Annotated in this window: 26 protein-coding genes and 1 riboswitch; of the genes, 11 read left to right on the top strand and 15 right to left on the bottom strand. The window is 37.8% G+C overall.

Translation table 11 applies throughout. The features are described 5' to 3' along the window. Positions 1-321: 321 nt before the first annotated feature. Entirely contained in the window at positions 322-1,305 is a 984-nt protein-coding gene (guaC, locus tag IQ10_RS17510; RefSeq protein ID WP_144451764.1) for a GMP reductase, read from the bottom strand. Between the two features lie 83 nt (positions 1,306-1,388). Beyond that, positions 1,389-1,488: riboswitch (purine riboswitch) on the bottom strand. Between the two features lie 359 nt (positions 1,489-1,847). On the opposite strand from guaC, the gene IQ10_RS17505 reads away from it, so the two are divergent. The 4 genes from IQ10_RS17505 to IQ10_RS17490 all read left to right on the top strand — a co-directional run bounded on the left by IQ10_RS17505 (position 1,848) and on the right by IQ10_RS17490 (position 6,943). Continuing rightward, positions 1,848-3,482: a M20/M25/M40 family metallo-hydrolase gene (locus IQ10_RS17505; RefSeq protein ID WP_144451763.1), complete on the top strand. Its 1,635-nt coding sequence runs from the start codon at positions 1,848-1,850 to the stop codon at positions 3,480-3,482. 217 nt (positions 3,483-3,699) lie between these two features. Continuing rightward, complete coding sequence (locus IQ10_RS17500) at positions 3,700-5,598, top strand: putative bifunctional diguanylate cyclase/phosphodiesterase (protein WP_144451762.1); 1,899 nt, start codon at positions 3,700-3,702, stop codon at positions 5,596-5,598. 93 nt (positions 5,599-5,691) lie between these two features. After that, the gene (locus tag IQ10_RS17495) at positions 5,692-5,991 is read left to right on the top strand and encodes a hypothetical protein (protein ID WP_144451761.1); all 300 of its coding nucleotides are present in this window, start codon (positions 5,692-5,694) and stop codon (positions 5,989-5,991) included. Positions 5,992-6,013: 22 nt separating this feature from the next. After that, positions 6,014-6,943, top strand: coding sequence for a sensor domain-containing diguanylate cyclase (locus IQ10_RS17490; protein ID WP_158640074.1), 930 nt, complete (start codon positions 6,014-6,016; stop codon positions 6,941-6,943). A 319-nt stretch (positions 6,944-7,262) separates the two neighbouring features. Here IQ10_RS17490 and IQ10_RS17485 read toward each other — a convergent pair whose 3' ends face one another. After that, complete coding sequence (locus IQ10_RS17485) at positions 7,263-8,714, bottom strand: phospholipase D-like domain-containing protein (protein ID WP_242009875.1); 1,452 nt, start codon at positions 8,712-8,714, stop codon at positions 7,263-7,265. A gap of 138 nt (positions 8,715-8,852) precedes the next feature. Between IQ10_RS17485 and IQ10_RS17480 the strand changes: the two genes are divergently transcribed. Continuing rightward, positions 8,853-9,809: a 2-hydroxyacid dehydrogenase gene (locus IQ10_RS17480; protein WP_144451758.1), complete on the top strand. Its 957-nt coding sequence runs from the start codon at positions 8,853-8,855 to the stop codon at positions 9,807-9,809. A 39-nt stretch (positions 9,810-9,848) separates the two neighbouring features. Here IQ10_RS17480 and IQ10_RS17475 read toward each other — a convergent pair whose 3' ends face one another. The 7 genes from IQ10_RS17475 to IQ10_RS17450 form a co-directional block, all read right to left on the bottom strand. After that, complete coding sequence (locus IQ10_RS17475; protein WP_144451757.1) at positions 9,849-10,238, bottom strand: ectoine synthase; 390 nt, start codon at positions 10,236-10,238, stop codon at positions 9,849-9,851. Positions 10,239-10,308: 70 nt separating this feature from the next. Then, entirely contained in the window at positions 10,309-11,592 is a 1,284-nt protein-coding gene (ectB, locus tag IQ10_RS17470; protein WP_144451756.1) for a diaminobutyrate--2-oxoglutarate transaminase, read from the bottom strand. Between the two features lie 113 nt (positions 11,593-11,705). After that, on the bottom strand, positions 11,706-12,221 hold the full coding sequence (ectA, locus tag IQ10_RS17465; protein WP_144451755.1) for a diaminobutyrate acetyltransferase: 516 nt from the start codon (positions 12,219-12,221) through the stop codon (positions 11,706-11,708). A gap of 315 nt (positions 12,222-12,536) precedes the next feature. Beyond that, complete coding sequence (locus IQ10_RS18100) at positions 12,537-12,683, bottom strand: hypothetical protein (protein ID WP_158640073.1); 147 nt, start codon at positions 12,681-12,683, stop codon at positions 12,537-12,539. An 85-nt stretch (positions 12,684-12,768) separates the two neighbouring features. Next, positions 12,769-12,897, bottom strand: coding sequence for a YfhE family protein (locus tag IQ10_RS17460; RefSeq protein ID WP_144451754.1), 129 nt, complete (start codon positions 12,895-12,897; stop codon positions 12,769-12,771). A 56-nt stretch (positions 12,898-12,953) separates the two neighbouring features. Further along, positions 12,954-13,514, bottom strand: a complete 561-nt coding sequence (locus IQ10_RS17455) for a GNAT family N-acetyltransferase (protein WP_144451773.1) — start codon at positions 13,512-13,514, stop codon at positions 12,954-12,956. Between the two features lie 388 nt (positions 13,515-13,902). Then, on the bottom strand, positions 13,903-14,808 hold the full coding sequence (locus IQ10_RS17450) for a TIGR01777 family oxidoreductase (protein WP_144451753.1): 906 nt from the start codon (positions 14,806-14,808) through the stop codon (positions 13,903-13,905). A gap of 143 nt (positions 14,809-14,951) precedes the next feature. Here IQ10_RS17450 and recX point away from each other — a divergent pair, with 143 nt between their 5' ends. Beyond that, positions 14,952-15,764 carry a recombination regulator RecX gene (gene recX, locus IQ10_RS17445; protein ID WP_144451752.1) on the top strand — a complete coding sequence of 271 codons (813 nt, stop codon included), beginning with the start codon at positions 14,952-14,954 and terminating at the stop codon, positions 15,762-15,764. Between the two features lie 77 nt (positions 15,765-15,841). Then, positions 15,842-16,168 carry a YfhH family protein gene (locus IQ10_RS17440; RefSeq protein WP_144451751.1) on the top strand — a complete coding sequence of 109 codons (327 nt, stop codon included), beginning with the start codon at positions 15,842-15,844 and terminating at the stop codon, positions 16,166-16,168. Positions 16,169-16,234: 66 nt separating this feature from the next. Here the strand turns inward: IQ10_RS17440 and IQ10_RS17435 are convergent, their stop codons facing one another. Next, a complete protein-coding gene (locus IQ10_RS17435) occupies positions 16,235-16,387 on the bottom strand; it encodes a YpzG family protein (protein WP_144451750.1) in 153 nt (50 codons plus the stop codon). A 95-nt stretch (positions 16,388-16,482) separates the two neighbouring features. Continuing rightward, on the bottom strand, positions 16,483-16,623 hold the full coding sequence (gene sspK, locus IQ10_RS17430) for a small acid-soluble spore protein K (RefSeq protein ID WP_144451749.1): 141 nt from the start codon (positions 16,621-16,623) through the stop codon (positions 16,483-16,485). A 90-nt stretch (positions 16,624-16,713) separates the two neighbouring features. On the opposite strand from sspK, the gene IQ10_RS17425 reads away from it, so the two are divergent. Further along, on the top strand, positions 16,714-16,980 hold the full coding sequence (locus IQ10_RS17425; protein ID WP_144451748.1) for a YfhJ family protein: 267 nt from the start codon (positions 16,714-16,716) through the stop codon (positions 16,978-16,980). 227 nt (positions 16,981-17,207) lie between these two features. On the opposite strand, the gene IQ10_RS17420 is transcribed toward IQ10_RS17425, so the two are convergent. Further along, positions 17,208-18,188 (bottom strand): metal-dependent hydrolase, encoded by a 981-nt coding sequence (locus IQ10_RS17420; RefSeq protein WP_144451747.1) that lies wholly within the window; start codon positions 18,186-18,188, stop codon positions 17,208-17,210. 96 nt (positions 18,189-18,284) lie between these two features. On the opposite strand from IQ10_RS17420, the gene IQ10_RS17415 reads away from it, so the two are divergent. The 3 genes from IQ10_RS17415 to IQ10_RS17405 are packed head-to-tail and all read left to right on the top strand — an operon-like array spanning position 18,285 to position 20,456. Beyond that, positions 18,285-18,593, top strand: a complete 309-nt coding sequence (locus IQ10_RS17415) for a hypothetical protein (protein ID WP_144451746.1) — start codon at positions 18,285-18,287, stop codon at positions 18,591-18,593. Positions 18,594-18,636: 43 nt separating this feature from the next. Next, complete coding sequence (mutY, locus tag IQ10_RS17410) at positions 18,637-19,686, top strand: A/G-specific adenine glycosylase (RefSeq protein WP_437177700.1); 1,050 nt, start codon at positions 18,637-18,639, stop codon at positions 19,684-19,686. Positions 19,687-19,697: 11 nt separating this feature from the next. Beyond that, positions 19,698-20,456 (top strand): SDR family NAD(P)-dependent oxidoreductase, encoded by a 759-nt coding sequence (locus tag IQ10_RS17405; protein WP_144451745.1) that lies wholly within the window; start codon positions 19,698-19,700, stop codon positions 20,454-20,456. Positions 20,457-20,498: 42 nt separating this feature from the next. Here IQ10_RS17405 and IQ10_RS17400 read toward each other — a convergent pair whose 3' ends face one another. The 3 genes from IQ10_RS17400 to yfhS form a co-directional block, all read right to left on the bottom strand. Continuing rightward, positions 20,499-20,834, bottom strand: coding sequence for a hypothetical protein (locus IQ10_RS17400; RefSeq protein ID WP_144451744.1), 336 nt, complete (start codon positions 20,832-20,834; stop codon positions 20,499-20,501). A gap of 135 nt (positions 20,835-20,969) precedes the next feature. Beyond that, positions 20,970-21,938, bottom strand: a complete 969-nt coding sequence (locus tag IQ10_RS17395; protein ID WP_144451743.1) for an NADPH:quinone reductase — start codon at positions 21,936-21,938, stop codon at positions 20,970-20,972. A gap of 114 nt (positions 21,939-22,052) precedes the next feature. Continuing rightward, positions 22,053-22,268 carry a mother cell protein YfhS gene (gene yfhS, locus IQ10_RS17390; RefSeq protein WP_144451742.1) on the bottom strand — a complete coding sequence of 72 codons (216 nt, stop codon included), beginning with the start codon at positions 22,266-22,268 and terminating at the stop codon, positions 22,053-22,055. Positions 22,269-22,409: the final 141 nt, after the last annotated feature.

Raw genomic sequence — 22,409 nt, 5'->3', positions numbered from 1 at the left:
GGACAACCATTTACTCAAAAGCTTTCTCCGTTTTACATTGTAACAGTTGAAGAGAGAAGCCTTTTAAGGTAAGAAAGTTGCAAGATGGAAAATGAAAACAAATGTCTTTTTTGCGAATGTAAAAGTTTGGAGTGCACTTTTTAAAGGGTGCGGTTTTAGAGTGAAAACTAGCTTCCCCCTGATTTATCAGGGGGGGGAGTTAGTTTTCTAAAAGCAGATTTTATTATTGTTCTACTACCAGCAGGTAAAGTTGCTTGTCCATTCTAATTCTCACCATGAAATTAAACTACTTGCCTTTAGAAGCGTTCTTTGAATAACGCTTTAATATACTTTATCGCCATTAAAAATGGAGTTTTTGACAATAGCATAATCTACATGACGAATGGAGTCTAAAGTGGTTCCACCAGCATATGAAATAGAAGATTGAAGATCTTGTTCCATTTCAGTTAACGTATCCTGTAAGGAACCTTTATGTTCAACGTACATTTTCTTACCTTCTACGTTCTTCTTTTCACCTTTTTGATATTCAGAAGCAGAGCCAAAATATTCTTTAACAAATTTTCCATCTTTTTCGATGGTTTCTCCTGGTGATTCTTCATGTCCCGCAAAAAGGGAGCCAATCATGACCATCGATGCGCCGAAACGGATTGATTTGGCTATATCACCGTGTGTTCGTATTCCACCATCAGCAATAATCGGTTTACTTGCTGCCTTTGCACACCAACGAAGTGCTGCTAACTGCCAGCCTCCAGTCCCGAATCCTGTTTTAATTTTTGTGATACATACTTTACCAGGACCAATTCCAACTTTTGTCGCATCAGCACCAGCATTCTCAAGTTCTCGCACAGCTTCAGGGGTACCAACGTTACCTGCAATGACAAAGCTCTCGGGTAGGTATTTTTTAATATAAAAAATCATATTAATGACAGCATTTGAATGACCATGTGCAATGTCAATCGTTATAAATTCAGGGGTAAGCTCTGCCTTTGCAAGTTCTTTAATGAATTGATATTCTTCATCTTTCACTCCAACACTAATTGAAGCGTAGAACCCTTTTGTCTGCATTTCCTTTACAAATGACAGCCGTTTTTCTGGCTCAAAACGATGCATAATATAAAAATAATTATTTTCAGCAAGATAAAGAGCAATTTTTTCATCAATGATTGTTTGCATATTAGCTGGCACAACAGGAAGTTTAAATTGACGACCTCCTAGTGTTACTGTGGTATCACACTCAGAACGGCTGTTAACCACACATTTATTGGGAATTAACTGAATATCTTCATAATCAAATACATTTTCCATGATATACACTCCTTAAAGAATAATTTTAATAGCAATGTTCGTCAAAATCTTAAAATGACAAAAAATCCTAACTACAAATGGGTAGAGTAATCCCACCCATTCGTAGTTAGGATTTTTAGGCTCCTAGTAGAAACTCTTAGACCATATTTCTAAGAATATACGAATGATGTTAAATGATTTATGGAAACACAAATTAATTATAAACGAACTTTTATTATATGTAAATGGTTATCATTCGGATTTTGATTAAAAAATTAAAAATAATTGAACATTATCAGCAAAAAAATCGGTTTTTATAAAAAGTAAGAAAATTAATTATTTTATCCAGAGCATCGTTTTTTTCTTCGACTAACATATATCTTTTGTTGAAGAACAAGCACAGAAAATGATCAAACTTTTTTAGAAAAAGATAGAGGTTTTTGAAGTGTTTTGATTAAACTTTATTCTAAAGCAACAGGTAGTGCATTTTCTTTTGTGGGAATAAAATAAATAGATGGAAATTAGGGTAAAGATTAATAAGTCGTAATGTCGAGGTGAATGGTATGCAAGGTCAATGGGGAACGAAAACGGAAATGATGCAACTACTTAAGAGGTTGGTTAGCATTGACAGCATTGTTGGAACGGACGGAGAAAAACGAATGGGTGAAGAGTTGGTTCATGTATTAAAAGAGCATGAGTATTTTCGGCAGCAGCCAGAAAAAATTACGCGTATTCCGATTCCAGATGATTCTTTAGGACGTTTTAGTGTCGCGGCTATTTATCAAGGGGATAAAAAGAGTAAGCAAGCATTTGTCCTTCTTAGTCATTTTGATGTAGTTGGTGTAGAGGATACAGGGAGAAATCGGCCGTTTATTTTTGATATAGAGAAATACACAGAGGTGCTGAAGAAGGAAGAGCTCCCAGATCAAGTGAAAAAGGAGCTTGAAAGCGGAGACTGGCTAGCTGGGCGTGGGGTAATGGATATGAAAGCTGGTCTAGTTGCCCAATTAGCTGTGCTCGGTGATGCGCTTGAAAGGCAGCTTCCAGTCAATATCATCGTTTTATCCGTACCTGATGAAGAGAGGAATTCTGAAGGAATGCTTTCAGCTGTCAATTGGTTAGCAGATTGGAAAGATCATCACCATATAGAAGATATGATTGGGGTTTGTTCGGAGCCAAGTTTTTCGAGTTATCCAGGAGATGAGACGAATTATATTTACACTGGATCAGCTGGGAAAATGTTGCCGTTTGTTTGTGCTGTTGGGTTAGAAACTCATGTAGGTGAACCATTAGCAGGTGTAAATGCTTCATGGATGATCGCGGAAGTGGTCTCAGAATTGGAGCTGGCTGCTGAGTTTCAAGAAAACGTAGACGGAGAACAATCACCATTGCCCACGATTTTGAGGCTAGCTGATTTAAAGAAAGAGTATGACGTGCAAACACCGCTATTTGCTTATGCCTCTTTAAACGTACTTGTAATTAAGCAGACAGCAGAGGATGTCATTTTAAAAATTAAAAAGGCTGCAAATTCCTGTGCTGAACGGATTCATAAACAGTTAGAGCAGCGGTATGCAGCAGTGGAAATGACATCAAGGAAACCAGCGAAGCCAACGGTTTATTCATATGGTGAACTACTTGAAGAGGGGAAGCGACGATTCGGAAGAGAGATTGATGAGGCTTTTAAAGAAGTAGCAGTAAGCGTTAAGCAGGCTGGAGGAGATTCAAGGGATTTAACGATTGCCATGGCTCAAGTATTAGCGACTTTCTTCAAAGACCAAGCGCCATTTTATATCGTATTGCTTGCACCACCATTTTATCCATCTGTTCAGTTAAATAATTTCAGCCAACTTGATCAACGGCTAAAAAAAGAAGTGCGAGAATTAATTCAGTGGGCGAAGATGGAATACACAGAAACGATAGTTGAAAAAGCTTACTTTAGTGGGTTATCAGATGTCAGTTATAGTCGGTTGTCTGGTTCAAAAACACTCGAAGCCACATTAACAAAAGAAATGCCTGCACTTGGGAAAGGTTATCATTTACCGTTTGATGCGATGAAGCGATTGAATATGAGCACTGTGAATATTGGCCCTTTTGGGAAAGATGCACATAAATGGACCGAGCGTTTATACACTCCCTATTTTACTAATATAACCCCATTTTTGATTTCGAGATTTATTGAAAATATGTTAAAAAAATAAATAAGTAGATAATAAAGGGTGTATCGAGGCAATTATGACTACTGATCACTTCCATTAAAAGCTCAAAAAATGAGGTGATATAAGGCCTTGTGAAGAGTCACTCTTTTTTATAAAATGAGAAAGAAGGATTATGATGGTTTTTGTCGAATGATTGAAAAGTTATATTAATATTGGAAAAGGTATCTTGTAATAGCAAGGAAGGAAAGAAGGGATAATCATGCAGAGACCACGCTACAAACTTTCCATCTATCATTTAATGATGTTGATCTGTTTTATTTTATTACTACATTTACTAAATTATTATGTTATCCCTTTATTTGGATTAAACCTAAGATGGTTTAGCTATTTAATAGATTTCTTGTTTATTTCTGCTTTTATTCCTTTTTCTATTATGTTCTTTAAAAGACTTCGAGAACGGGATGAATTTCAAGACCAACTAGAAAGCCTATATGAGGAAGTGGATGCAATTATTTGGTTGAAGGATGCAAAGACGAATGAAATGCTTCAAATATCAAATTATGTCTATGACTTATATGGATATACCGTCGAAGAAATTATTGAGCAGCCGAATCTTTGGTATGATGTGATTTATCTCGAAGACCGTGTGAAAGGCCGCTTTGAAGAATGGCAGGATTGGATAAAGGCAAAAGAAACCTTAACGGTAAAATACCGTATTATTCATAAGGACCAGAGCGTTAAGTGGGTGCGTGAACAAGTTTATCCGATTTATTCGCCTAATGGGGAGTTAGTAAGATTAGGAGGTATGATTACAGACATAACGAATGAAGAAAAAGCGAATAAGCAAGTTCGTTATCTTGTTTTTCATGATTCTGTAACAGATTTTGCTAATTATGAAGGGCTGAAATATACACTTGCTGAAAAGGTGAGGGCAGATCAAACGCCTGCATTTTCACTTTATATGATCAAAGTGAGTCGGCTGAATTTTATTAGGGAGCATGTCGGACAACTATTAGCTGACCAAGTCACAAAGCTACTAGCTGAGCGCCTTCATTCCTCTCTTTTTCCAGAAACATATGTAGCAAGAGTGAGTGATAGTCGTTTTGCTGTGATCGATGAAGTAAACCGAACGAAACAGGAAACAGTAACGATGTTTAAAAGATTGATTAAACGATTAGAAGAACCTGTACACATTGATCAGTATGAATTTTTCCTGACGATTTCAATTGGTATAGCGAAATACCCTGAGGATGGACGGAAGTTGGGAGAGCTTGAGAAGAATGCTCACTTTGCTCTTGATTATGCCAAAAAGCATCGACTTAACTATGCTTTCTTCCGAGAACAGATGGTGACCAAAACGAATGAAATGTTGCGTTTGGAAGCTGATTTACGAAAGGCAATTGAACGTAAGGAGTTGCTTGTCTATTATCAACCTAAAGTAAATGTAACAACTAATGCTATAGTTGGTGTGGAAGCGCTTTTGCGTTGGAAACATTCAAGTGGAAAATTTATTCCGCCTAATGAATTTATTCCATTAGCAGAGCGAACGGGTTTAATTCTTTCGATTGGCGACTGGATCATTGAGCAAGCGTGTCGTCAAATGAGAGAATGGATCGACCAAGAAGCGAATATCCCTTCTGTCTCAATCAATTTATCAATGCTGCAATTGTTTCAACATAATTTAATTGAAAAGATTAAAAGTGAGTTAAGTAAAAATAATCTTGATTCACACCGTTTAGAGCTAGAAATCACCGAAACTATGGTTATTGATCAAACGAGTACAACGTTAATTTTGGAAGAACTAAAGAAAATAGGAGTAAGACTTAGTATTGATGATTTTGGGACAGGCTATAGTTCACTTGATCAATTACGTAAGATGCCGATTGACACGATTAAAATTGATCGTTCGTTTGTTCGTGATATCATGACTGATAAGAGAGCGGAAGCAATGATCTCAACCCTTATCAACATGTCCAAATTACTTGAGCTGAATGTTGTTGTGGAAGGGGTTGAAACAGCAAAGCAAGTGATGCTACTTCGTGAACATGGTTGTGATACCATTCAAGGATTTTACTTTAGTGCGGCGATTCCAGCACATCAAATGATCGATAAAAGGGTAGAAATAAATCGGAAAATGATTCAAATGGCTAGTAGTTAAAATTAAAATGATGGTAATTGAGAGTCAAATGTCTTGATTCTTTTTGATGATTTTGTATGATGAACATAATGAATATTGCAGAGGAGGAGGATCATGAACATTTACAAAGCTCATTTTATTCATCCCTATACTCAAGTGCCAATGATTGTTTATTTTAATCAAAGTGATCGTCATGTAACATTTGAAAAAGACAATGAGGTGCTCGGTCTGCTATTTAAGCTAGAAAAGAATCTTGCAGAAGATAAGCAGTTTCAAAATGATATCGATCAAATGACTATGAATATGTGTAAAACACAATACCCAGTTGATACATTTAATGATGTATTTGCTTTTTTAGAGGTTCTTGGTGTCGATAAGGATGATATAACATTTAAACAAATATATGTCCATTAGAGCAATAGATTGGGGGCCATTCATGATTACATATCGTTCGTTAGACGAAGCAGCTGATCGTATTTTGACTGTACTTAAAGATTTTATTGGAACGAATACCTTATTCATTGCCACCAATGATGGACTAGATAATACGATTATTAGAGCATTTAATCGTGATGAACAGATCGTTAAAGAAGGTGAAGCGATACCTTTCATGCAATCCTATTGTAGTTTAGTACTTCAAAATCGCTCATCATATCTGTACATCTCAGATACAACAACGCATCCGCTTTCGATAGATATGGATATCACCAGTCAGCTAGGAGCCTGTTCATTTATTGGTGTGCCGATCATGACGAGTACAAATCAATGTTATGGGACGATTTGTGCAATGGATCGACAGGATTTGGAGTTAAATGATACGCATATTGGACTCTTACAAGCGATGGCTTCTTTATTTAGTTATGTTGTTGAGTTAGAGCAAACAACCTTAATAGATAGTTTAACAGGTCTCTATAACCGAAATTATTTAAAAAGAATTCGATCAGAAGAAATAAATGTTGAAAAAGATCTAGTTTTTCTTTTCATAGATATCGATGATTTTAAATCAATAAATGACACTTATGGCCATGATGTTGGCGATCAAGTATTAATTGAATTTGCAAAGAGGCTTAACCGAAATATGCGTGATTCAGATGCCATTATTAGAATGGGTGGAGATGAATTCCTAGTCATTGTAGATTATTGGGCGGAAACAGATGGCGAGGTGGAAGTCATTGCTGAAAGAATCATGTCGCTCATGAAAGAGCCCTTTACAATCGACAATCACTCTATCAATCTAACAATGAGTATAGGGATAAGTAGAAGAGAAGAGAAGGAAGATCAGTCCATTCAGCATTTATTAAAAATAGCTGATCATAATATGTACGATGTCAAAAAGAATGGTAAGTCTGCTTATAAGTATATGTAGGAAAATAGAAAAACGAGAGGCGTAACGATGTTATGTCTCTCGTTTTTTGATACATCAGTTATGAAAGAATTAAGCGGGAGTCCGTCCTTCTTTCACAAAGAAGTATATATGACAACTTTGAGTGAGAAGGAGATTAGATATGAAAGTCGTTATTACATGTAAATGACCAAAATTCAACAACTCTATGTCCATTAATAGAAAAATACAGCGGAGGATTTTCTTTAAATCTAGCAGCTGCAAGCCTGTACTTTAGACTATCTAGTATATACTAGATAGTCTAAAGTAGTTTTCACGGGCAAGCAGAATAAAGGAGAAACGATTAATAAGTTGATGTGTTCGTTAATTTTTGAAGCCGATACAGTGCTCTAAGCCAAAGAGAATCATCACTGTGTGTCTCGTAATCAGTAGTATAAATTCCATTTTCATTGGTCCAAATTCTTGTGAAATATTCTCGAACATCTGTTGAGACAGCGTCGTTTGTTGGAGCTTCAATAAATAAGCTTGTTTCTAACGTTAAATCACGCAAGTTTCTTCTTGTAAAATTAGCAGATCCGCTTATTATTTGACTTTTATCAGGCCCGTCGATAAATAACAGCTTAGGATGATATTGCTCTTCCTCTGTTTCATACCAACGAACGTCAATTTTTCCATCTGATTTAGAAATGAGTTCCTCTGCAACGGGTTTATTTGGCAACCCATTCTTTTCTTGCCCAAAAGATTCAATATTTTGATCAAGAACAATCTTCACATCTACTCCTCGCTCAGAAGCGTCTAGTAATTCCCCTATCACATCTCGTTCTGATAAATAAAGAAGAGCAATCCAAATCGTATCGCCTGAGCTTGCTTCACTGAGCAATTCTAATAGTTTTTCACGAATTTTCCCCTCAGTAAGAACTTGGCTTGTCACCTGATCTCCATGGTTGTCGGTGTAGTCAACTGTTGGTAATGCTAAGTTTGCAGAGTACTCTGTGACAGCTTGCTCGGTCTGTAGTAAGTCATTAATAATAGTTCCTTTAACAGCGAAAGCTACATTGCTATGGAGAGCACTCGCATCATGCGGATTCGCTGAGCTCACGATCGCCTCTTTTTCAGTAATAATAAGCTTTCGATGGTTTGCTTTTCCGTTTAAGGCTGTCAAATAAGAGTGAATCGTTACATCTTCACCATTGGATCCTTGTGGGTGAGGTAAGCCTGTCCAATTCAAATAGTCAAACCATCTCAAGATGAGTCTCCAAGCACTAGAATAGAGGGGGTTTGAATCACGAAGAGGTGTTAGTTCACTCACGACAACAGGAATGCCTGCTTCCTTTAAATTAAGAAAATGTTCGGGCTCGTAAGCACCATACATCGAATTAACAGGATCAGTAATGACGACGATCTCAATGGAAGGATGATTTTGCTTTTTATGAATCAATGCATCTGTTAATTCATCTGTTAAGGGAGGAAACGAATCCCCTTCATCATAGACATCATGAAATAAAAACATATCAACAACGATTAACTCCTCAGCTTCATCAATCACTTTGAATGAATAATCAAAAATATCATGTTCATACACTCTGCTACCGTCTTTTTCATAGCTTACATCTGTTAAAAAAGTGGGGCTCTCGATTAAATGTTCGTCCCCTTGAAACGAGAGATCTTCGTGAGGAAGAGGTCGATAAACCCCGTAAATGATCCCACCAATATAGATGAATAACAAAACTAATAAAATAAGGCTGATTTTCTTAGAAAAAACTTTTTTCGAAAAAGTAAGAATAAATGACTTCACCATTTTCTCTCCTCAAATTTCATTTTAATTAATCATACGAGAAAAGAGAGGAAGATACGAGTAAAACAAAGAGGATTTTGTTGTTTTTTCTCGAAAGCTATTAATAAGACAATTAAAAGCGAGAAGGAGACTTGAGGAATGAAAATTATTATTACAAGTAAATTACCAAGTCAAATCACTAGTAAGCTAGAAGATAAATATGATGTTGTCATGTGGGAAGTTGAAAATGAACCGATGCCTCGTGAACAATTGTTTAAAGAGATAGAGGATGCTGACGGGCTGTTTTGTAATGTAGCGGATCAAGTTGATAAAGAGTTATTAGACCGAGCTCAAAAATTGAAAGTGATCAGTACGATGGCTGTTGGGTATGATAATATCGATATCGAGGAAGCGAAGAAAAGAGAGATACCTGTTGGACATACGCCTGGTGTGTTAACAGAAGCAACAGCAGACCTTACCTTTGCTCTATTGCTTGCGGCAGGGCGTCGAATTAGTGAAGGAATTGATGTTATTCGCGAAGATAAATGGAAGAATTGGGCACCATTTTTCTTAACGGGTCAACAAGTTCATGGTGCGACAATAGGAATTATTGGAATGGGAAGAATTGGACTTGCTGTGGCTAAGCGGGCGAAAGGATTTTCGATGGATATTCTCTATCATAATCGAAGTCGAAATCGAGAAGCAGAGCAGGAGTTGGGCGCAACTTATTGTGAGCTTGATGAATTACTTGAAAAAGCAGACTTTATCGTCTTACTAGCGCCATCGACTAAGGAAACATATCAAATGATCGGAGCTAAGCAGTTTTCACAAATGAAAGAGACGGCGATTTTTATTAATACATCAAGGGGAACGAATGTGGATGAAGAAGCATTATACGAAGCTTTAAAAAATGAAGAGATCTATGCTGCTGGTCTAGATGTGTATAATTCAGAGCCGATCTCATCAAGCCATCCATTGCATGAGCTTTCTAATGTGACTCTTCTTCCGCATATAGGTAGTGCGACAATCGAAACGAGAATGGAAATGGGAAAATTAGCTGCCGAGAACTTAATTCACGGATTAGAAGGAAAGCTTTTAATCCATCAGGTGAAATAGAACAGAGAAGAAGCTGACTCTAGAAGAGCCAGCTTTTTCTTATTCATCATCTAAGACTGGATAAACACCATTTTTATCATGCGTTTCAGTACCTGTAATAGGTGGGTTAAATACACAAACCATACGCATATCTGTTTTCGCACGAAGAAGGTGCTCGTCATTTTGGTCTAAGGCGTAAATCTCGTCTTTCTTGATTGGCCAAACTTTATTGTCTTTCAGTGTTTCAACTTCGCCTTCACCTTCAATGCAATAAACCGCTTCTAAGTGATTTTGGTACCAAATATGAGTTTCAGTACCTGCTTTTATGACTGTATCATGTACAGAGTAGCCCATTCCGTCTTTCTTTAAGAGAAGACGACGGCTAGTCCAGTTATCTGATTTTACTTCTTGATCTGTTCCGATAATGTCTTTAAGTGCAACTACTTTCATGTCCAATAACCTCCAAGTTGTTGTCTACGTATTTTATTGTATGGTAAGAGGGGAGATTCCCCTCTAAAACTTAGTTTCCAACGAGCTCTTTTGTTCCAAGGACAGCTTTAAGACTGTTCTCAATAATTTCAAATCCTTTTTCTAAGCCACTCTCATCAATTGTTAGTGCTGGGAATAGCTTGAATACTTCATCGTTAGGACCAGCTGTTTCCATAATCAAACCACGCTCAAACGCTTCTGCTGAAACACGAGATGCTAATCCTTCAATCTCAGATGCAACACCAACCATGAAACCACGACCACGAACTTCACCTTTGATTTCAGGATATTTCGCTACAATGTCCTCTAGGAACTTGTAAATACGTTCTGATTTCTCTTGAATGCTCTTCTCGAACGTCTCATCTTTCCAGTAATCTAGTGCAGCTGTAGCTGTGATGAATGCATGGTTATTTCCACGAAATGTTCCATTATGCTCACCAGGATCCCAAATGTCTAACTCAGGGCGAATAAGTGTTATGGCAAGTGGTGTACCATAACCACCGATTGATTTAGACATACATACGATATCAGGGATAATACCTGCTTTTTCAAAACTGAAGAAAGTACCTGTACGTCCTACACCAGCTTGAACATCATCGACGATAAGAAGAATTCCCCAACGCTTACAAATGGACTCTATGCGTTGTAACCACTCGAATCGTGCAGCATTAATACCGCCTTCACCTTGGACTGTCTCGAGGATCATTGCTGCAGGGATAGCAACTCCGCTACCTGAATCTTCAAGGAATCGTTCGAGATACTCCAGAGTGTCGAGGTCGTCATTAACAAAGCTATCATACGGCATTGTTACGACATTTTGTAATGGAATTCCAGCTCCTTTTCGTTTAAATGAATTTCCAGTAACTGATAATGCACCAATTGTCATTCCATGGAAACCATTTGTGAAGCTAATAATGTCAGTACGTCCAGTTACTTTACGAGCGAGCTTCAGTGCACTCTCAACTGTATTTGTTCCAGTAGGACCAGGGAACATCACTTTATAATCAAGATTTCTTGGTTTTAGAATCACTTCGTTAAATGTTTCTAAAAACTCAGCTTTCGGTGCTGTTGCCATATCAAGTGAATGGGTAACCCCATCATTTAAAATATAGTCAACTAATTTTGATTTCATTACTGGATCGTTATGACCATAATTCAATGCGCCAGCCCCTGAGAAGAAATCAATGTACTCTTTACCTTCTTCGTTCCACATTTTATAGCCTTTTGCTTTTGTGAAAACAGTTGGGAAGCTACGGCAGTAACTACGTACCTCAGATTCAAGTTTTTCAAAAACCTTCATATCTGTTTTAGTCATATTCACTTTCTCCTCCTAATTTAAAATACCTATACTAAGTAGAGTATTTAAGCTAATATACAATTCCCCGTTTTAACTTTTTTTAAACCACAATTTAAAAATTAATTTTATATTTATTTAATCGGCCCGATTCGAAAGGTGAGTTCTTCTTCATGATGATCACCTGGAAATAATTCTTCTGGAAAGCACTCAGTTACTTCACATTCCGTATTGTGGGTTCTAGCTAAACGACGGAAAAGTGCTTGAGATGCCTTGTTTGAAGGAGTAACAGTTGCTTCAACATATTCTACATTTGTGCCTTTATGACGCTGAACAAGCTCTTCAAGTAGCTTTGATGCAAGTCCCTTACCACGTTGAGAAGAATCAACTCCTATTTGCCAAACAAAGACAACATCTTTTCGTTCTGGAGGAATAAATGCAGTAACAAAGCCAACAAGTTTATCATTTTCCTTTGCTACCACACATGTTTCGGCGAAAAATTCAGCCATCATAATGTATTTATAAGCAGAGTTTTGATCAAGTGTTGATTGATTGACTAATTCCCACATTGCTGCGCCGTCTTCAACAGTTGGTTTCTCAAAGCGAACTGTTTCTAATTTTGCAGGTGCAGGTGCGATTTGACTTTTCATACTGGTTGCCCCCTTGCGTCCAATTTTTGTTCACAAATTAATCATAAGGGGATATCAAAATGATGGCAACGTAGCTTAACGGGGATTATTCGGCATAATTAACGCTTAGATAGGATTAAGTGGAATAAGGGTGAGAATTGCTGTAAATGCTACCAAATGGTTAAGTATTCTAACAAATTGAAAAATAGAGAATTATTCAGAGGGGATAAAACCCCTATGACATCAAGGGTTTAGCTAGTTTGATAAGATTATTAAAAATAAATTAAGAAAGCCCACGAAGAAAGATAAATTTCTCGTGGGCTTTCGACAGATCCTTTATTTTTGCTTCTTTGAACGATGTGACGCTGGCTTTTGCTGTGGTGTGCTAATAGAATCAGTTAGCTCACTTCCAAACTCTGTGTTATGTTGTTGCTGCATTTCTTGTTGTTGTCTGTTTTTATTTTTTTTACCCATTTTAGCCATGTTCAAGCCCCTCCATAAAGTTAAAAGTATGGTACGCGATTGCTTACCATACTTTATTATGAGTCAGAGACATGTTTCTATACGCTTAGGATTTAGAATTGAGTTGACCTCGAGCTGCTCTGTCCGCAGCTCTAAATTCAGCAGCGTAACGTACTTCTTGAGCTTTCCGTAAAGTGCTTCGTTCTTCTTCTGCACGGCGTTTTTTACTTTCCATAATTGACCACCACTTTCGTAAGAGATGCTCATTAGTATGGGCAAGATTACCGTTTATTATGCTTCTTTTACATCAAATTCATCAAGAGATTGTTGCTGTGTTCTCATCATATGCAAGTGATATTGATCCTTTTCAATTTGAAAAAGGTTATAGATATCACCATCTTTATTAATCTTATTATAGATATCTTGGCGAATTTCATTAGCAAGCGTACAATAAGGTAATTTGTTTGCTGCCATGTATGATCTTATATTTTCTTTACGAATGCGCATGAAAACTGTTTGAATATCACATGTGAAAAATAGTTCCTCGAAAAAAGCATCTTTAGCTAGCTTGTTATAGCCCTTACCGAAGTACGGTTTGCCAACCCAAGTGCCTAAGAAGCCACTTTGATCAGAAACATCAAATAAATTAATCGTTCCGATTGGTGCACCCCACTCGTCAACAATCGTGCGGGAGATGAGTTCGCCGCGTTCTTCAGCTTCAATTGTCTGCTTCGTTAAGAACACAAACTCATCATAAGAATCTGCCTTTTGACGAACAAATGGAAACACAGCCGGGTCCACTAATAATTCGTACAAAGCATGACAATCAGCGACGTCTCGTTTTTTCAAAATCACAAAAAAGCCCCCCTTTGGCGTGAGAGCAGAGATGTGGCTCCACCCTCGAATTTAATAGTCTTGATTATCAAATTCGGGGTGGGAATCGAACCCACTAGAACCAGCATAGCTGGTGGCGCACCAATTGCCTTCCCAATGCTTATATAATTCAATATAAAGCGATTATGGGTATTCTAGGGTGGTTATTATAGTAAAAGTACATGTTAAGGTACTTATTCGCTCATTTGCTCTAGAATCCTTTTATATATTAAATGTTTTTTTGCGAAAAAGATACTCTTTTTTATTAACTTTTCATGAAAATTTTTCTCTTTTATGAACGAAATATTAACCATATTTTCTGAAGAAAAAGATATTATTTTTATCTGAAAGTTCGATCTTATTCCACTTATTTTAATAAGTTTTCAAGTGCGGGTTTAAGTGAAAGGAAAGCATATGGATAATTGAGTTCTTCTGCTTTTTTCGGTAATACCTTTTGACCGTCTAACACAAGTGTGCTCATTTCACCAAGTATGATTTTCAAGGCAAAGGCTGGTGCTGGAATCCAATGTGGACGAGTTAAAACGGTAGCAACCTGCTTTCCGAAATCTTTCATTTGTATTGGAGAAGGGGCTGTCACATTCATTGGACCTTCTACCTCTTCATTCTCAATCGCAAATTGAAACATTCCGACAACATCATCAATATGAACCCAGCTTAGCCATTGCTCACCTGACCCGATCGTTCCACCTATAAAAAGTCGGTAAGGAAGTAACATCCTATTCAATGCCCCTTCGTTCTTATCAAGTACGATGCCAAGACGACAATAGGCTACTCTTATTCCAAGTTCAGAGGCTTTTGCTGCTTCTGCTTCCCATTTTTGAACGACATCAGCAAGAAAATTCATTTCAATTGGGGGTGAGTCCTCAGTAAATGTTTCCATTTGTGAGTTGCCGTAATAACCGATAGCTGAAGCATTTACTAGGACGTCAGGCTTTTCATTTAATTTTTTCAACACATCCATCACTGCACGAGTTGAATTAATTCTACTCTCGAGGATTTGCTTTTTTCTTTCGGATGTCCAGCGCCCATCACCAATTGATTCACCAGCTAAATTTACAATTGCATCAATACCTTCTAAGTCAACTTCGGGATTGGTATCATCTTTTAGCCATTCCACGTACTTCACATTTGATTTTGCTGGTTTGTTTGCTGCATTCCTTGTTAAAATGTAGACAGTATGACCTTGATCAACTAATCGGTCAGTGAGCTTCGTTCCGATGAATCCAGAACCACCTGAGATGGCAATTTTCATTTTACATTTCCTCCTTAATGGTTCTACTTAGTTCATTCTTTACCCAATGTTGGCCAATTGTAGTCATTATGTATAATAAATATGTATTAATTTTATAGTATTTTTTTAATATAAGGAAGAAGTTAAAACGGGAGTTGGTCTTTATGGCAGTTGTCACGAAAATTTCTGTGCAAAAACGAAATAAATCACGTTACAATTTATTCCTTGATCGTGGTCAGGGTGAGGAATATGCATTAAGTGTCGATGAAGATTTACTCATTAAATATGGATTGAAAAAAGGGCTTGAATTAGATGAAGAGCATTTAATGAAGTTAGTCGATGAAGATGAACAGAAAAAGGCTTATTATCTTGCTATAAATTATCTTTCCTATCGTATGCGTTCGGTTGAAGAAGTGCGCGCATACCTTCAGAAAAAGGAAAAGGAAGAGCGGCATATTGAGGCTGTCATTAAACAATTAATCAATCAGCGTCTTTTAAATGATACGGAGTTTGCTGATGCGTTTATTCGAACGAAAAAAATAACATTGATGAAGGGCCCTTTGAAGCTTAAGCAAGAACTGGCACAAAAGGGTGTGAATGCTGCGACCATTGAGACTGCACTTGAATCATTTACAGTTCATGAGCAAATTGATCAAATGGTTAAATGGCTAGAAAAACAAACAAAACGTAATACGAAGCAGTCGAGCCAAGCTTTTTCCGATAAGCTGGCAAATCAATTACTAACGAAAGGTTATTCACGCCAAATAATTATGGAAGCGATGAAGAATGTTGATGTCTCAAAAGAGGCAGATGCGGAATACGAAGCCCTTTGCCATCAAGGGGAAAAGGTTTTACGGAAGTACGCGGGGAAATATCAAGGTTGGGAGTACCAACAAAGAGTAAAGCAGGCTCTGTATCGAAAAGGATTTTCAATCGAGCTCATTGATAAATTTTTATCGCAAAGAGAAGAGGACTAATCATTTAACTATTAAGGAACATGGTTTGGTGACTCAGTTTCCTCTATAATAAAGAAGAGAAAAAAGGGGGATGAAATATGGATACAAAGAGATTTAGTCAAATGAGTGAATTTGAACTTCAAACAGAAATTGCTAGGCTAAATGAGAAAGCGAAAAAAGCAGAGCAGTTAGGAATGATGAACGAATTCGCTGTATATGAACGAAGAGTATTGATGGCAAAGGCTTATTTGCTTGATCCAGAGGATTTCAAACCAGGAAAGACTTATACACTTATAGATGGGGAATCAATATTTCAAATTTCTTATATGAATGGTCATTTTGCTTGGGGCTATCGTGATAATGGGACAGCTCTTGATGCTGTGCCAATTTCTTTATTAGCAAACGAAAGAGAAGGTGACATATAAGGAACTGAACTTATCTAAGAGGTCAGATGCCTTAGTTTTTGTGTCACCTTCCATGTGTTAACCATTTTATCTTCTACGAGCTCTTACGTTATTTCTGAGCACAATATCGTGTTGAGTCATTTGGGTTTCACCGTTTACTTGGTTATCTGCATGCTTCGGGTTCGCACGAGGCGAATCGAACGGACTTTTATATTGTAGTGTGTTTTTCTCCTTACCCATAGTAGAAGGCACCTCACTTCTCTCGATGTTTTAAGAACTAGTACACAGCACATCCTGTGGGCATGTAAAATACCCTTGTGCTTTAGAGCAAGTTTTTATTCATCGCCTTGTCGCATTCGTTCTCTTGGGCGAGTGTTGATTGTTCCGTCAGCTCGCTTAGATTCATGCTCATTATGATTCGGTGATTTTCCTTTAAACGAAATGTGATTCGGAAAGTCCTTAGCTTTGTTTCTCATTGGTGAACCCCCTTTAATAAGTGCTCACATATAGTATTGGCATATATCACAACGTTATAAGTCATAAACATTGTCAAAGGAGGAAGGGAAATGGAAGATCGTTTTAAGCGGCTAACAGAGCAGCTACTAAGCGTTAATTCAGCTATAACAGCTACTCAGGCACGCACATGGGTTGAAAGTCTTTGGGAGGATTTTGAAACGTCAAGGGCTAAAGGCGGCTGGGAGTACAAAGGACCAGATGTGACAGAGCAGATTGTCATCAAATGGATTAATCAGTACGGTCCACATTTGCATAAATATGAGCCTAAGAAGCAGAAATTTGCTCATTTAAATAACGAAGATCATTTAAAGCACTAAGAAAAGTGAAAGCGTCTTGATCAACGAGCTGAAAGTGCTGGAAGCCTGTCAATGTATTGCAGGTTTTAGGCAACCATTTACAGGCTGAAGCAACCTCGAGCGGCTAGGCGTTTGCACTAGACATCTAAGTTTGAGACTGACTCACTTTAAAGCTTGCCCTTAACTCTTCTGATGATTATATGATGTAAAATCATTAGAGGTAGAGGACATTTAATGGAATCAGTCTCTTATTCAGTTATGACATTTAATTTCTTTTGTAATGTTTCCTCACTGAAAACCCAGCCTGTGTATGAGCTAATAATATTTAGGTTTTCATCAAGTTGAACAATTGCGACAAACGGGTAATGACCCTTGCTTCGATAGCGCAAATCGATAAAACGAACTTCAATCATGTCATCTTTATCTTCAACTTCCCAGCGGTATGTTGGTGAAAAAGATAAAAAAGCATCTAAGTTCGAATCTTTTCGTGCAGTATTAATGACAGGAATATCTGGAATTGGGTCAAATGAATATTGTTCAAAATACTCGATTTCATTGTTACGCGATTCAGCAACAAATAATAATTCTGGTGTTCTAATAACTAAATGCCACTGGTTCCAACGAATCGATGGTGAAACAAAAACATGAGTAGCATCAGAATGTAGCTTTTTAGCATGTTGGACTACTTTTTTCTTCTCATAAATACGCCATGTGTAATACAAAATTAAAACGATATAGAGAACAAGAAAAGTAGGTCCTGTGGGTGTGCCGAATGCCCATAAACTAAATGCAGCTAAATGACTAAAGAAAATAAAGGGATCAAAAATATTGATCACACCGAGAGCGATCCATTTATTTGAAATCGGACGAAGTGCTTGTGTACCATACGCGTTAAAAATATCGACAAATACATGGAGGAAGACGGCGATAAACGACCAGAGCAAGACGAGTGGCCAATTTGTTTCTGGCGTAAATGTAATAATTCCTCCTGTTATCAAAAGAGGCCATAGAAGGATGGCTGGCAGTGAATGTGTAATCCCTCGATGGTTGCGAATGTATACAGCGTTATTTCTTAGTTTTAATATCGTATCAAAATCAGGAGCTTGAGAGCCGATAATGGTGGCGATCATTATCGAAGTTGGTAGCAGTGGATCATTTGCAATCGTTGGATCAATCGTTGCAAGTCCACCTAATGAAAGCCCCATTACAACATGAGTACCTGTATCCACTTCGCAAGAACCTCCTTTTATTTTTTCATTCATAAATGATGATATAGTTTATTTATACCCGAATCATAGACGAATAAAAAGGGGAGATCAATAAAGATGACGCAACCTTTGCAAATTTTTATGGAATATAAAGTTTCAGAAGAAAAAGTTGAGGCATATGAGCGTGCAATGGAGTCGATTATTGAAGCATTACCTGATTATGGTGCTAGCCGTATTCAATGGTATGTGGCTGAAGATCAACCTCATCTCTATGTTGAGATGTATGAAGTACCGACATCCTCTCATTATCATGCTTTAAAGAAATTAAGAAAATCTCATGAACATACGCTTTTTAGTCAAATTATTCCTTATATCGAGGGTGGTTCAGAGAAAATTCATTTTTGGGCTTTTCAGCGTAAAAATTAAGAGGAGGATTATTTTGAGTACAGAACAGCTTAGGGATTTTGACATGAATGGTTTTCAAAGAGATTTGATTGATTGGTTTCGCGAAAATCAACGCGTTTTGCCGTGGCGCCAGTCGAAGGATGCATATCGTGTATGGGTGTCGGAAATTATGCTTCAACAAACAAGGGTTGATACAGTGATCCCATACTACCTGGCTTTTATGCGAGAATTTCCAACACCAGAAGCATTAGCTACTGCAACGGAGGATCAAATATTAAAAGCGTGGGAAGGGTTAGGGTATTATTCGCGTGTTCGTAATTTACAGACAGCAGTGCGTGAGGTCGTTGAAGAATACGGCGGCAAGGTTCCTGACACACGTGAAGAAATCTCTACATTAAAGGGAGTTGGCCCCTATACAGCAGGAGCAATCTTGAGCATTGCTTACGGAAAACCTGAGCCGGCAGTTGATGGTAATGTGATGCGTGTGTTATCAAGAATTTTGTTAATAGAAGAAGATATTGCAAAGCCTGCGACGAGAAAAATATTTGAGCGCATCCTTTATGATTTGATATCAAAAGAAGACCCGTCTTCGTTTAACCAAGGATTAATGGAGCTGGGGGCGCTTATTTGTACACCAACTTCGCCCGGTTGCTTACTTTGCCCTGTAAGAGAACAGTGCAGAGCGAATCATGCAGGCATTCAAAATACATTACCGATAAAATCAAAAAAGAAAAAACCAGTACTCAAGCAAATGGCCGCCGTGATCATTCGAAATGAAGACGATGACGTTTTGATTGAAAAACGACCAGAGACGGGTTTGCTTGCGAGATTATGGCAATTTCCTAATATCGAAACGGTCAGCCTAGCAAACCAAGTAGAGGAATTAGAAGGAGTATTAAAAGAAGATTTTCACATCGAAGGTAAAGTAGGAAAGCCTGTGCAAACGGTGGAGCATGTTTTCTCTCATTTGATTTGGCGTATTAGCGTTTATGAGGTAATAGTGAAAGGGCGCCCGGATGTTGAGTCAGAGACGCGAAAATGGGTAAAGAAGAGTGATGTGGAGCAGTTCGCTTTTCCAGTTTCACATCAAAAAATTATTCAACAATCATTATAAGGAGGATGGCTATGGACTTACAGTTAAATGATAAGGTCATACTTGTTACAGGTGGTTCAAAAGGAATAGGTCGCGCGATTGCAACAGCTTTTGTAAATGAAGGAGCGAAGGTGGCGATTGTTGCAAGAGGAGAAGAAACATTAGAGCAAGCCCGTGCTGAATTAGGTGATGTTCTTGCGATTCAGGCTGACTTAACAAGTGAAAAAGAACGAGGACAAGTCATTGAAAAAGTGATTAGTCAGTACGGAACGATTGATGTGCTTGTCAATAATGCTGGTGGAAGTAATGGCACAACAACAGCAGAAACAGACTTAGCTGATTTTCATGCTGCATTTGAATTGAATTATTTCTCGGCTGTTCACCTGAGTAAGCTTGTGCTACCAATTTTAAAGGAAAAGCAATCAGGAAGCATTATTAATATTTCCTCGATCTTCGGAAGAGAATCTGGTGGCAAGGTTACATATAACAGTGCGAAGGCTGCGATGATTAGCTTCACGAAATCGTTGGCTGACGAAGCGATTTCAAGTGGAATTCGAGTGAATGGTGTCGCTCCTGGTTCGATTTTACATCCGACAGGAAATTGGCAAAAGCGTTTAGAGCAGGATCCAGAGAAAATGAATAAATTTGTAGAAAATGAAATTCCAGCAGGGCGTTTTGGAACGCCTGAAGAAGTCGCTAATGTTGTCGCTTTTCTCGCTTCAGAGAAAGCAAGCTGGATTGTTGGTGCAACGATCAATGTCGATGGCGGGCAATCACGTTCGAATTTTTAATTTTTGACGGATGACGAGTAATAAAGGGAAATGATCCCTTTATTACTGATCGTCATTAATTAAGTGAATTTCCTCGATTTTTTGCTTTGTTTCTGCGGTTCCTAAGCGGTATAATTCTTCAAATACATCATTTAAGCCACGCTGGAACTCGTTTCGATCGATATCTCCTACTTGATCATCGAAATGCTTAAATGTAAACATGTTCCCAAGCTCCATATCATGTGCTTGTACTTCATGTAGTAGATCCTCTAAAGCTTTTTTCTCGGCTGGAGTTGCTTCGATTTCATATTCGATTAATTGCCCATCATTTACTTTTACAGGACTAATGGTTTCCATGCTTATTGGGTTAAGATTGACATAATACAATTCCTTTTCCATTCATTGATCTCCTTTCATGTGTCGTTATCATTTATTTTCTCCCGTTTTTATTGATTTACTAATAACTATTGAGGAGGATTGGAATAAAAAAGAAAGAGCTTTATCAACGGCCGTTGATAAAGCTCTTTCTAAACATTACTCTTCGTGATTTAAAATAATACGGCCATTAACTTCTTTTTGCTCTAGCAATTGGTGAGCAGAGGCTGCTTCTGTATACGGAAAAATTTTCCCTATATGAGCTGTAAGCATTCCATTACTAAAGCTTTCAGAGATTTCCTTGCCCGCTCGTGTTAATTCTTTTAGTGGTGCTGTAAATAAGAGAATGCCGAGTAATGAAGCGTTTTTCATATTCAATTGGCGCCATGGCAATGTTGGAGTGTTATTAACAGGTGATCCGATTGTGACGATACGACCACCAACCGTGACCATTTCAAGGTCCTTTTCAATATTTTCACTTAAGGACATATCAAGGATTAGATCAATTCCTTCGTTATTTGTTAACTCCATTGCACGGGCAACGATATCTTCTTCCTTATACATAATGACATGATCCGCTCCAGCTTTGCGAGCAATCTCAGCTTTTTCAGCGTTTCCTGCTGTTGCAATGACATGCGCACCTGCTTGTTTAGCAAGCTGTACTGCCGCATGACCGACAGCTCCAGCAGCACCGAAAATAAGGACAGATTCATTTTCTTGTAGATTTCCTTTAAAATGAAGAGCAAGATGAGCAGTCATAAATGGCATAGCTAATGCTGCCCCGTCTGCGTAAGGGAGATCAGCATGAAGAGGGAAAACAAAATTGCTTGCAACAGCTACATATTCTGCAGAAGCTCCTTTTGCATTGGTAGCCCAAACGTGATCTCCAATTTTAATATTCTCTACTTCTGATCCCACTTCTGATACAACACCTGAAACATCGAAGTGAGGAATGTATGGGAATGAATCAACTTGGCGAATGCCTTTTCTGAAATATGTATCCACTGGATTAATGCCGCTTGCTTTTACTTTTATTAAAACTTGATTAGGCTTAATAGTTGGTTTTTCTACTTCACTCACTTTTAATACAGCAGGATCCCCGTATTGTTCATAAACAACTGCTTTCATACTATCTCTCCTTATTTATTAAAATTTTACTTACTATTTAATTCTATACGAATCTTCAGAAAAAATATATTATAAGAAAATAAAAAAACGAGAAGGATTTCCTTCCCGCACTCATTAAAAATCATTAATCCAATTTGTCCAATCTGTTTCTCGCTTCAAGCCGCCTCTTCCTTCGATTTCTAGAATGATTTCACGATGTATGCTCGTTCCTTCTACATTTAAATAAGGAGTCATTTGCTGCAAACTATGATGGAAATGTGCTAATTCTTCGTCTGTCCAGTCATGAATGGACATCATTGCAAGCTCAGTCATATCTCGTCGTGTATACATCTGATTTGTCCTCCGTTTTTTAAAAGAGATAATTAAAAAATTCGCTGATGTCTAACTACAGCGCCTAGCCGCTCGAGATTGCTTCAGCCAGTAAATGGTTGCCAAAAACTAGGCAACACATTGACGGTCTTCCAGCACTTG

This window comes from Halalkalibacter nanhaiisediminis (assembly GCF_007830185.1).
GTDB lineage: Bacteria > Bacillota > Bacilli > Bacillales > Bacillaceae_D > Halalkalibacter > Halalkalibacter nanhaiisediminis.
The sequence above is the reverse complement of the archived record's forward strand: the minus strand, read 5'-3'. Positions and strand labels throughout refer to the sequence as shown.